Raw genomic sequence first — 11,435 nt, forward strand, 5'->3', positions numbered from 1 at the left:
GCCACCCAAGCCAAGCACGAAAGGAAGCCACAACTCACCTGACCAGACCGAAAACCCCGCTCCTCCATCCACAACCCGGGTCAATTCCTCATGGCAATCCCGGGTCAGCTCTCACTGGCATTCAACAGCGTTTGCTCCCGGCGTTGTAGGTCGCTCAACATCTGCGGCGCCAGTTTCTGCACCTCTTGGAATATCCGCCACTTTTCGCCGCGCTGAGCTGCGTGACGGTCAAGGATGCGGAATTGCTCCGGCTGATCCCGCCTCACCTCGCGGGCCCATAGGGTGTCGGCATCGCCAACGCGGGGGATCTGGATCGAGGTCCGCTGAGCTAGTTCTGCGCGTAGGGTCCGGATTTCGTGGAGCCGCTCGCGTAGCAGGGCGAGTTGCTCCCGTGCACCAGCCGCTGACCCCTGCCACGCCACAGACGCGGGCGCGTAATCAGCGTCGTCCATCTCGCGGAGATCTACGAGCCGCCGCGCATGAACCTCCGGCTGCTGGACGCCCGCAGCCTTCAGCACCTTGCGCGCCAGCCTGACCTCCTCTTCCCGATCTTCGTGCGACCGGGCAGGGCCGCGCGTGCCGTCTCGCTGCTCCGGCAGGCGGCGCGGCAGGTGGCCGGCTGGCTGGACGCTGCCGTTCGGGCGCGGCGACTTGGGCGACACGGGCATGACCTCCCTCACGTGGGTGCCGCACCTAGCTTACCGCTCTCGAAACTAACTGGCGGTCACCTGCACAGGGGAGGGCGCCTCTACTGCGTGCCACCTCCCTTTGGGCCGGCCGAGCTCGAAGGGTCTGCCGGATCGTAGTCTTGGTCTAGGTCGTCGGAAACAGGCTCGTGCTGCCCTTGGCCATAGAGCAACCGCCACCGCTCGACGTGCTCGTTCACCTCTTTCAGGTTCACGACGCCAAACCCGGACACGCTCTCAGCATTGGCGATCAGGTCGCGCAGGTCGGGCGGCAACCTCAGCAACACGTTTCCTGGGCTGGGCGTGTAGAGCGCTATGACGGTCGGCGGTGCCTTCCCGTTTCGCTCCGCCTCGGCCAGGGCCCGAAGGGCGGTCACTCCGTCAGTAACGAACACAACGCGCCGAGGGTCGCCCATCAGAACAGGCGGAACGCTCTCATCGCTACTCGGCAGGGCCCGATACGGTCCCTCTGGTATCGGATGCAGCCATGCCGAAACCGCCATGGGTTGGTCAGCAATCCGGCCAAGGAAGGCTATCCCTTGGTCAGGGCAGTAGTGGATGAACTTCGCTTCCTCGGCACGGCGTCGGACGCTACTGGGAATCCTGTGCACCTCGGCTAGATAGCTGCGGCCCATCTGGCGCGCCGCGTCGTTCTGATAGGGAAGTGTCGGACCACGCCCTGCCCATTCCGGGCGCTTCCTTACGTCCGGGCTCGCTCTCCCCTCGCTTCCTCCAGAACCTGAGCCAGCAGCCTTTGTGCCGGCTCGCTTTTCTGCCGAGCCTGCAGGAGATCGAAGGCTCGCGCCTTCTCGCTCATTCGCTTGAGCGCGGCTGCGCTCTGCGCTGGCCCGCTTGAACTTGGCATCCCAGGGCTCGTCGTCCTGTGCTCGATTGCCTCTGCGACGTGCTCTGCGATTTTGTCCGGGAGGTCCGCTATTCGTTGCGCCAGATGCGCCATTTGGTTGCGCAGGGCCGTTGCTGTCGCCACGGTCCCGTCCTGGCGCAGGATCTCTATGTCCATCTGCAGGGACGTCAGGCGCCCGGAGTGGTGAGAAATCGCGGTAATGATCTTGTCCACGGCGGCCTGGACGCCCTGCAGCACCGGGTCGATCGTCTGTCGGAGCCTCTCCGCGCGTACCAGCTCCTGCGTCTCCGTTGCGGTTAGGCTCTGGGCGATCTCCGCCCTCAGCTGGGCGAGTTCCGCCAGCACCGGGTCCAGTTCGCTCCTCGTCGCTCGAGCCAGGGCCCATTGGGCCGCGGCTTCCTCCATCTCCTGGATTTTGCCCATTCATCCTCTCCTCTGCCTGGGCAGCGGCCCTGGCTTTCTCCTCCTGCCATGCCGCAACCAAGTCAGGGGGCGGGTCGTAGTCGTGCACGGCAAGGCCGGCTCTCTGGCATTCCAGCCACGCTTGGCGGCGGAACTCCTCGTTGCCGCCGCGAATGCGGAGAGCCGTCCAGCCCTTGGCACGCGCCATCTCCGTCATGACGGTAATGGCTGCGGTCGAAACTCCCGCCTGTTCTCGCCACGCCGTCGAGATCCGCCGCCCGGCATCCTGGATCACCGCGCCGTCCGTCAGCCCGACCGTAATAGGGCCGGCGGGCTTATTGGACCGGACGTAGCGGACGTGGGCCGCCACATCAGGCTGAAGGTCGCGTCGGTAGACGCGTGCTATCCGGACCCAGGCGAACCAGGCAGAGGCGGCGGCCTCCGCGCCCTCGGCTTCAAAGCCGGCCCATGGGTCGGCCGTCTCGGGTTCTGGATCGGGTGGGGGCACCTCGTGAGAGGCGGCGGGCTGACTGCGCGAGGCCGCTTGCTCTGCCTTCCAAACTGCGACCAGGTCCGCGGGAGGCTGGTAGTTGGCAACCACAATTCCCTGCCGCTGGCACTCCAACCAAGCCTCGCGTTGGAATGCAGCATCGCCGGTGAGGTTGACGGTTGCCCATCCCCGAACGCGGGCCATGTCGATCATAGCCCTCACCGCTCCCTCAGGAGGCTCCGTCCCCCGCCAGTGGCCGGTGATCTGGTCGCCCGTGTCGACGATGCGCGTGCCGTCGTCCAGCAGCACCCGCACCGCGCCGGCGTCCGGGTCGGTGCGAACAGAACGAACCCGGAGGCTGACCTCAGGGGCTAGGTTGGCGCGGTAGTGCCGGGCGAGACTGTACCAGTCCTGAACCCGGCGGTTGGGCATGCGAAATGCGACGCCGACAGTGACCCCGACCTCAATGCTGGCCCAGCCCCAGCCTAGCCCTTCGGGATCGGCACCCGGAGGTGTCGCAGGACGGCCGTTAGCATGAGCTCGATGCTCTTCTGCCGCTCCTCCAGCCGGAAACTCCGGTTGTCGATCGATTCCAGCAGCTCCAAAACCGTGTCCATCCTGCTCGGCTTCGGCTGAGGCTCGACCAGGACCTGCAGCGCCTCGACGCCCGAATGCGTCTCCTGGATCGTTTGCTGCAGTCTCGCGTCCCACTGGCCCTGGGCCGGGGGCGTCGCTCCCTTGGGCTCGCGGTCGCGCGTCACCTTCACCTCGGCGGCCGGCTGAGCCGCCCAAGCCTTCGCGTAGTCCGGCAAGGTCTGCGGGTTCGCCGGAGCTTTGTCGACGCGGGGGACCGTCGCCGGCAGCGGGCCGGGGATCTCGGGCAACACGATCCCTGGTGGAAGCGGGGGCTTCGGCATCGTCTTGTCTCCTGATTTCGGCCGCCCTCGCCGTGAGGCGGGCCATGCGTTCTGGATCTGCGGCGCCCAGTTCGTTCTCAAACCTCACGTCCTGGGCACGCAGCTGGACAGATGCGGCACGAGCCAACTGCTCGCGCCGCTCAGCCAGGCGGCGCTCAATCGCCTTGGCTTCGCAGCGCGCCCCCACATGGACGCCCTTGTAGTTCGTTTCCTCTTCGCCACCGACCCAGCGCGTCCGGAGACCGTAGGAAATGCCGGTGACCCTGCCGCCGCCGACGGATATGCGCGCCTCAATCCCACTCTTCCCGAGGAGGGCCCGCAAACTGTCGGGGGTGCCATCGCTGCGGCGGATTGCCAACTCCACCGCCTTGGCGATCCGGGCTTTCGGGGGCTCGACACCTCGCTGTGCCCAAAGTTCGCGCTCGGATTGATTCATCTTGAGACCGGCGCGAACACCTGCGCCAGGTCGCTCAGTCTCAAGATTGGGCCCCTTAGTGATGGTCAGTCCGAATTCGAGTTCCAGTTCCTGGGTCGCATTCGTCGCTACCAACGCCTCGTTGACCCCATGCCACAGGCGCCCGTCCAACCCGATCCTGCTGGTGATGAGGTGCACGTGCTCACAATGAGTGTCGTCGTGCCTTACGACTACGAATTGATGGTTTTCGGGCGGCAGACCGATTTTCCGCATGAAGGCATGGGCGACCTCGTTCCAAGCCTCCGGGCTAAGGTGTTCTCCAGGTGGCAGGGAAAGGGTCGCGTGCAGGACGGGGCGTTTGACCTCGCGCCTCTGCCGGCGGGAAGCGCCGAACTCCCTGGCCAACTGGCCGGGATTCCTCCCCTCCATATTTCCGCCGACAATCTCACATTTCGGACCGCGATCGAGCGCGTAACGCAGCAGGCCCGCGAAGCCCCCACCTCGCTTGACGTTCGACTTCACTTGCCGCCTCCCCAATTCAGAGGCGCATCAGGGTCGATTTCGTCCGGGAGGTCGCCGAGGTCGCTGCCATCCCATTCCTCATCCTCGTCGTCCGGGCCGAGCATCGCATCCTCGACCACGTCACCGAACGCCTCGTGCCACCGCCGCTCAGCCTCCTCCGCCTCCTGCCTGGAAGCCCTGTCTAGGCCGATCAACGCGAGCCGGAGGGCCCGCAACTCCGCCCGGACAGCCTCGAGCAGAAACTCCAATGATGGGTTGAGGTGGGGGTAGAGCTTGACCAGGTTCCCGCCCGCGGCGGCCTTGGCCAGTGTCGTAAAACACCCTGCCCATTTTCCCAGGTGGCTCCAGGCGGCTCTGTTTACGGCGGGGATGATCTTCCACTCGCCCCCCATTGCCCTGGTGAGCAGGAACCGAGCCAGGGCTCGGGTCAGTCCTGCCTTGCCGGCCTCAGCCTGGAGCCAGGCATATTCGGTCGGTGTCAGGAGAAGCGTGACCTTCACCGTCCGGCTGTTCTCGGGCGCCTTTTTCGGGGCGCCGCGGCGCTTGCCGCTGACAATCGCAGTCACAAACCAGCCCTCCTGGGAGGCCTCAGATGGCGCCGTGAGTGGGTCCACGGCGGTACCCTGGCGGTACCCCGAGGGTGCCGCCGGTAGCGTAAAACTTTATGCCACGGACGGCCGAAACCGCCGCGGAAGCGGCTCGCCCGGAAGGGCGGTCTTCACCCTCGCCTCTGGCGAGGGTCGGCACCAAAGGTGCCGGGGAGTGGAGGGAGGCTCCGGAGCGCAGCGATCGGAGGGGCAATAAATGTCGAAGACATTTAGTCGTCCCTCCTCCCAGCCTTCCAACTACCCCTGAGCAATATGCCGCCCCATCTGGAAACGACAAGCTAACTGGCGACGTGGCTCGTGCCGGTATTCGGCGGATCACTCGCGGATCTCAGACCCCGTCCTACTGCCAACACAGGGTGGCGATATGGCGTCTAAAGGGGGTGCGTTCCTTTGCTTTGATTTGCGCAAGGGGCAGCGCATTGGAACGCATGGAGTCTGGACGCAGATTGTTGGCTCGGGATTCCCCAGGCTCACATACCCTGCCGGTAGACACGTGACCCGATCCGTAACCGAGGCGCCGAACCCACCCATGGCCGAGCTCCCCCTTCCTGCCGCTCCCCAACCCAAGCGCCGGCAGAAATTCACCTCAGAGGGAAACCGCGCCAAGATCTCGCGCGGGGTTGGTGTTACGGCCCGGATCGTGCGGCTGACCGTCATGAGGCCAGACGACGATGGCACACTGTTCCGGAGCTCGATCAGCCTGGACGGCAGCGTTTTCCAACTGGCGGCCCAGCTGTGGGGTGGCGAGGCGATAGCTCGGGCCCGGCTGGTGCGACTGGCCGAGACTTTCTGGGTCGCCGATCAACGGGCCAGGCGAGGTGCCGCGGATTCAGGGGGAAGGTACGAGGCCCCCAGGTCAGTCTCGAGGCACATCCAAAGCGAGGTGATCGCTGCAGCTACTCAGCGCCTGGCCGTTCTTGGTCAGCAGGCTACCCTCGGTCTACCCGTGTTAGTGTCGACCAAGGACAACACCAGGCAGGGTAAGGGCTGATCGGAAGGTTGGGGGTTGCGGAATCGGCGCCACCCCCGCCCCCACTCGCCACCACCACGCTGTCTGGCTTTACTCGACTCACGCCGCTCGCCCCCACACAGGGGCGGGCGGCTATAGAATTCTAAGATTCTTAGATTCTATAGGCGCACCTAAGTGTCTGAAAACAAATCAAAAAAAGGGCAATTACGGGAGCGCAAAACGCAATTACGGGAGCGCAAAGCTCAATTACGGGAGCGCAAAACGCAATTACGGGAGCGCAAAGCACGCCGATCCTTCCCCGCAATTAAGTGGATCGCTAGGAGCTTGAAGAAAAATCTTGCATTCACGCGCGCGTTCCAGATATCCAACGTAAGTCAGCTTACGGAGTAGCGACGCTATGGTCGACCGTGTGGTCACGTCCCACCGCATCCGGCGAGACCTGGTTGAGGCTCTACGGTTGGCGGCTCTGCGATCGGGTCATGAGCAGCGGGTGCTGATCGAGAAAGCCCTAGAGGCCTCGATCGATCCCGCGACCCTGGCCGAGGGAGCTGAACTAGCTCGTCGACGGCTAACGGAGGCGGGGCAGAGCAAATCAGGGCGTTAAACGCCATAAGCGACCCAGCCGTCTCACCGGCTGGGCCGCTTACTCAGGCGCAGTTGAAACAGGGCTGCTGACACAGCCCCGGGTTCTGACACCTCGATCATGTGGTGTTTGGCCCAAATCGACAAGGGGTTCTGACACGCTATGACTGATCGCGACCGATTCAGGCGCTCACTCGCCGATCTGAAAGCGGAATTTGACCTGCAGCGGGAGGTCTCCAAGCATGTGAGGCTCACGCGGCGAGGACGGGTATGGCAGGGCCTGTGCCCATTCCACGCCGAGAAGTCGCCGAGCTTCCACGTGTATCCGACCCATTTTCACTGCTACGGCTGCGGCGCTCATGGCGATGTCCTATCGTTCATGGCCGCGATCGCCGAGGTGCCGGTTGCCGATCTCATCCGCGACCTGCGTCGGAATGAGCGTAATGCTGGGACACCGTCCCGGGAGGCGCTGCAACGGCTTGAGGAACGGCGCCGTCATGCCGAGGAACTGGCTAACGAGCCCGACCCCTACACCCTGGCCGACACCGTTCCGCCTGGGGTCCCTCCCCTTTGGCAGCGCCCAAGCACGCAGACCGCCCCGATCCTGCGGCCTGGCGCAGCTCTCGGTGAGGCACTCACTTCGCAGCTCCCCGTCGATCGCATGCACGAATTTCGAGGTGGCCGGGGTGAATTGCTGGGGTACGTCGTCCGAACTCCCCGGAACCGTCTGGGGCGTAAGGGCGCCTACCAGGTGGGATGGTGCACCAACGTCCGCCTGGCTGATGGTAGCGTCCGTGAAGGATGGACTTTCGTCTCCTTCCCCGCACCGCGGCCGGTCTACGGGGCGGAACTCATCACCCAGGCACAGGAAGAAGGCCGCCGGCTACGGTTCCTCGTAGTAGAGGGAGAGAAATGTCAGGAGGTCGGGGCTGCCCTCCATCTACCCGACGACTGGATCCCTGTCAGTTGGGTAGGTGGCGGTAAGGGCTGGCATCATACCGATTGGAGCTTGGTGGCTGAGGCCGAGGAGATCGTCCTCTGGCCAGACGCCGACGAGAACCGGTCTGGCTATCGGACAATGCAAGCCCTCGCGGCCCATCTCCACGAGAGGGGGGCGACGAATATCCGGGTGATGGTCCCGCCGGCGGATGTTCCCGACGGCTGGGACGTGGCGGATGCTGTTGAGGACGAGGGCTGGACAAGCACTCGCGTGCGAGAGGCTATCCAGGGTGCCCCTGCTTGGGAACCGCCCTTGGAGCTCCCGCCTGGTGCTGATCAGGTGGTCCCAGGCGGAATGCCGCCCGAGCCGCTGCCGGGTTCTGGGGCGGAAAGGCCCGCATCGGAACTTGAGGGCTTCGTCTCCTCCCGCCTGTCATTCAAGGCGGCGCTCTATGCCGATGCACCAGTCCTGAAATATGTCCTGCCAGGAATGCTAGAAGGTACTGTGGCATTGCTGGTTGCCCCCGGCGGTACTGGCAAGAGTTGGGCGATGCTGCAAACTTGCATTTCGCTGGCCTGCGGCCTGGATATTTGGGGGCTCTGGGGCCCTGCTTTTGGTCCGTTGCCAAAGGGTAAGACGATCTACATCGCTGCAGAGGACCCGGACGTGGTTGTGCGGTGGCGGCAACATCACTTGGGCCGCGACGCTGTTCGGAGAGTGACGGAAAACAATCGAGACGGTGACGCACGCATCAATGCCGATCGCATGGTCGATGAGATCGACGCGAATCTCCATGTATTCCCCATCTGTGGCCGGGGGCCGGAGAAGCAATTAGCAATCCGGGAGGACAGACATTCGACGTTGGTGCTTCCCGGCCCCCTCTATCATCGCCTCGCGGTGCTAGGGAAAGGGGCTCTCTTAATTGGCCTCGACACCTGGGGCCGCATCACCACGGCGCTCGACGAGCGCGAGGGCACCGATATGGGCCAGGCTGTGGACCTGTGCGAGAGCCTGACGGTGGTATGTCCCGGTGTCGCAATTCTCATCGCCCATCACACGACAAAGGCCGCAAGCCTGAACGGCCAGGGAGGCGAGCAGCAGGCCGCCAGTGGCTCCCGCAAACTGACCGATCACGTCCGGTGGCAGGCCAACATTGAAACCATGTCGGCTACGGACGGCGAGGTCAGGGGGTATGACGACAAGGAGCGCCGGAAGTGGGTCAGCCTCTCCACGCCCAAATTGAACTACAGCGAGAATGAGGGGGCTCAGTGGTGGTACCGAGGTGAGTACGGCATTCTCTGCGGAGCCGTGCCTCTGGACAAGCCAAAGCGGAAGCCATCAGGGTCGACATACGGCCGCAGGATTGCTGGCGAGGAGGGAGGGGCATGAAGCGCGTTGCCAGCGGTACCAAGCCGCCCGCCGCCGCGATCATTCCAACTATCGCCAAGCGCGGGCGCGGGCGACCACGGGGTGCCGTCCGTGGTCACCTTGCCAAAGCCCTGGCGGCCGCGAAGCCAATCGAGACCACGGACCGACTGACTAGCTACGCCCTCCATGATTCCGTCCTCGGGAGCATGGCGATTTTTCGTCCAGGCCAGATGGAAGAGAGCCTCACCCCCTCCCAATTCTTGGACAAGGGGGCCAATAGCGCCGACCTCTCAGGCTATATTGTTCGTCTTCCCCGCCTCATCGACAAGCGACACGAAGCGCCGCTTGAGATGGCCGTAGTGGTGCCAACGCGGGTCGGATATCTCGAAGAGGATCTGCTCCTCTGCCTGTTGAGTGTCGCAGCTGCGGGAACAGTTGAGGGCAGTACCCTGTCCAAACTGCTGATGGCGGATGGTGAGCTGATTGTGCCCTCGACCCCGGCCTATCGCCGGGAGCAGATTCGATTTCAGCCGACGCCGCCTCTGGTCAACGAGTACACCTCAGGCGCACCAGACCTAAGCGTCGTCACCGGCCCGTTTTTCCGGATCCGGATGCCCTCCACGACTGTGTTGCGTCAGTGGCGGGGCCGCGACAACGTCCGGGTCCTGGAATCCATGCTGCGGTGCCTCGAGCGGCTATCCATGATCAGCTATTACGTCCGCAGAGCAGACGGCAATACTGGCAGTCAATGGGGTGGGCTGGGGCTGCTGAGATTTGCCTACGATCCTACGGCCGAGGATGGACGTGATCTGACTGTCTCGTTTCCCGAGCGCCTTGTGGTGGCGATGCTGGGATTTGAGAGAGACGGCCGGCGACACCGCAACAGGTTCACTCGGATTGAGCTGTCGGAGAGGTTCGCCCTTAGCCTGGATACGGCCCGCCTGCTGCACCGTCAGCTGAGCATCGCTGTCTGGAAACCAGAAGATCCGGCGCCTGGCCGAGATCGCCGACGGGGTCCAAAGCCGATGAATGAGCGCATCCCCGTATTTGAGACATTTTTCCTAGACCAGCTGGTCGAAATGCTGTGGGGCCACCCTGTCACCAACCTTCCAGCCGAGGTGTTGAGGGGGTATCGCAAGACCCTCCGCGACGCCCTGGTTGAGATTGCTGGTCTGCAGGATTGGACCATAGACGAGAACGAAGCGACCGGGCGGATCACTGTTCGCCGCGTGATCACAAGGGGCGCGGCCCTTCATGCCGTAGATGCCTGAGCAAGGCCGTTTGCCGGAAGCCGTTGAAATACAAGGGTTTCCGGCAAATACGTCCTGAATTAATGCTTTGATCTCCCGATATTCGGGCTAAGTGATTGAAATTGCTGGGCATACATCTGCAATTAGACGGTCCTGCCTGACAGGGCGTGTGAGCCTGAGGCATGGCTTGGGCTCCCAAGGCTCACGTTCCCTCTCGGTGGAGAGGAGGTATGGCGCTACCCTGAATTACAGCATCGTGCTTTAATCAAATCAAACACTTAGGCCTATTTACGGGAGACCGATTCGCCACCCCTTTGCAATGATCCTTACAGATCAAGCACTTCTGGGCAATTTCCTCCGATTTAATGCTTTCATCTCCCGATATTCACCCTAACCCATTGATTTTGTTAGAGTGAAATTCGAAATAGGATGGCGCAGCGTGGCGGCGGACCCGCCCCTGCTCCCTTCTGGTGGGCACAGGGGTGGCACGCGTTCGCCAGTGGCTCCAGCACCGCTGACTTCCTCGTCCGTCAGCCCACCATCCGCAATGCCGCAGCGTTCAGCGCCAACGGGCTCTAGCTATCGGCCTGAAGCGACCGAAGAAGCTCGTCTAAATTCGATGCTGCTTGGCCGCCCGCCGCCAAGAAGGCGTTGATGTCGTACTCATCCGTTCCAGAATTGCCGGCACCGCGAAGCGGAACATGCGACCACTCATGCTCGACATAAAGCCTGCGCTTCTCGGTATCGTAAACTAGCCGCCACCAATCCTCGTCGTTAGCCATCGGTCCTTTGACTGTCTTATAGAATTCACGAGTGATTTTTGACATTCAGGCCCGCTCCATTGCGAAGTAGATATTACAGGTTTGATGCGGCGATGACGCCCGAGAGAACACGAAACTTCCATGCTCGGCGTTCTCTGCCTTGCCGCCACCACAGATTGGCTCAGGCGCTAACGGGCCCTAGCCCTGGCGCTCGCCGCGCCGGGCGCCGGCCGTCAGCGGATAGGGTTCGCCCATCTCTTAACGGGACGGGCGGCATGCTTGAGCGCTCGACGTTCTCGCCCTTGCTGAGGATGTGGTGCGCCCCTTTCAGGCCGAGCGGGTGCGGCCCAGCCCAGATCAGGTAGTAGAGGTGACCGCCCTTCGTGTTCTTGATCAGTCGCGCCGGAGAGACATGCCCAAAGGCGGCCTTGAGCCGTTCGCGGTACCACTCCAGCAGCCGAGCCCCGGCGTCCTTGCGCTTCTCGGTTTTGGAGCCGAGCAGGTCAGTGTGCTCCTCGTAGACTTGGCTGTACCGTATGCGTCAGCCCACGCTGGTGGGTTGACGGCTTGGCCTGAAGTTCCAGGGTAGCAGCTCGTCGATACGGGTGATGGGGTGGCCATTTGCGAGGCGGTCGAGCACGGCTGCGATGTAGGCTTCC

Annotated in this window: 9 protein-coding genes and 2 pseudogenes; 2 read left to right on the top strand and 9 right to left on the bottom strand. The window is 63.3% G+C overall.

Translation table 11 applies throughout. The annotated features are described in order from the left end of the window. Positions 1 to 104 precede the first annotated feature (104 nt). The 7 genes and pseudogenes from HJG45_RS27890 to HJG45_RS27900 form a co-directional block, all read right to left on the bottom strand. Positions 105 to 668, bottom strand: a complete 564-nt coding sequence (locus tag HJG45_RS27890; protein WP_171617214.1) for a hypothetical protein — start codon at positions 666 to 668, stop codon at positions 105 to 107. Positions 669 to 748: 80 nt separating this feature from the next. Continuing rightward, on the bottom strand, positions 749 to 1,321 hold the full coding sequence (locus tag HJG45_RS29095; protein WP_254452858.1) for a hypothetical protein: 573 nt from the start codon (positions 1,319 to 1,321) through the stop codon (positions 749 to 751). Positions 1,322 to 1,386: 65 nt separating this feature from the next. Next, entirely contained in the window at positions 1,387 to 1,974 is a 588-nt protein-coding gene (locus HJG45_RS29100) for a hypothetical protein (protein ID WP_254452859.1), read from the bottom strand. Positions 1,975 to 2,026: 52 nt separating this feature from the next. Further along, positions 2,027 to 2,875, bottom strand: a pseudogene (locus HJG45_RS29595) (LPD7 domain-containing protein); the annotation flags it as partial. Between the two features lie 53 nt (positions 2,876 to 2,928). Further along, positions 2,929 to 3,360, bottom strand: coding sequence for a hypothetical protein (locus tag HJG45_RS29105; RefSeq protein ID WP_254452860.1), 432 nt, complete (start codon positions 3,358 to 3,360; stop codon positions 2,929 to 2,931). 514 nt (positions 3,361 to 3,874) lie between these two features. Then, positions 3,875 to 4,297, bottom strand: a pseudogene (locus tag HJG45_RS29650) (relaxase/mobilization nuclease domain-containing protein); the annotation flags it as partial. Next, complete coding sequence (locus HJG45_RS27900; protein ID WP_171617218.1) at positions 4,294 to 4,863, bottom strand: hypothetical protein; 570 nt, start codon at positions 4,861 to 4,863, stop codon at positions 4,294 to 4,296. The gene HJG45_RS27900 and the pseudogene HJG45_RS29650, both read right to left, overlap by 4 nt. A 1,757-nt stretch (positions 4,864 to 6,620) precedes the next feature. Between HJG45_RS27900 and HJG45_RS27905 the strand changes: the two genes are divergently transcribed. Together HJG45_RS27905 and HJG45_RS27910 are read left to right on the top strand one after the other, a co-directional pair. Further along, positions 6,621 to 8,786, top strand: a complete 2,166-nt coding sequence (locus HJG45_RS27905; protein WP_111472876.1) for a CHC2 zinc finger domain-containing protein — start codon at positions 6,621 to 6,623, stop codon at positions 8,784 to 8,786. Further along, positions 8,783 to 10,036, top strand: coding sequence for a hypothetical protein (locus HJG45_RS27910; protein ID WP_128080178.1), 1,254 nt, complete (start codon positions 8,783 to 8,785; stop codon positions 10,034 to 10,036). The genes HJG45_RS27905 and HJG45_RS27910 overlap by 4 nt, the downstream gene beginning before the upstream one ends. A gap of 554 nt (positions 10,037 to 10,590) precedes the next feature. On the opposite strand, the gene HJG45_RS27915 is transcribed toward HJG45_RS27910, so the two are convergent. After that, positions 10,591 to 10,842: a hypothetical protein gene (locus tag HJG45_RS27915; protein ID WP_171617220.1), complete on the bottom strand. Its 252-nt coding sequence runs from the start codon at positions 10,840 to 10,842 to the stop codon at positions 10,591 to 10,593. A 475-nt stretch (positions 10,843 to 11,317) separates the two neighbouring features. Then, positions 11,318 to 11,425, bottom strand: coding sequence for a transposase domain-containing protein (locus tag HJG45_RS27920; RefSeq protein ID WP_408902020.1), 108 nt, complete (start codon positions 11,423 to 11,425; stop codon positions 11,318 to 11,320). Positions 11,426 to 11,435: the final 10 nt, after the last annotated feature.

Origin of the sequence: Roseicella sp. DB1501 (assembly GCF_013112485.1) — a bacterium.
Taxonomy (GTDB): Bacteria; Pseudomonadota; Alphaproteobacteria; order Acetobacterales; family Acetobacteraceae; genus Paracraurococcus.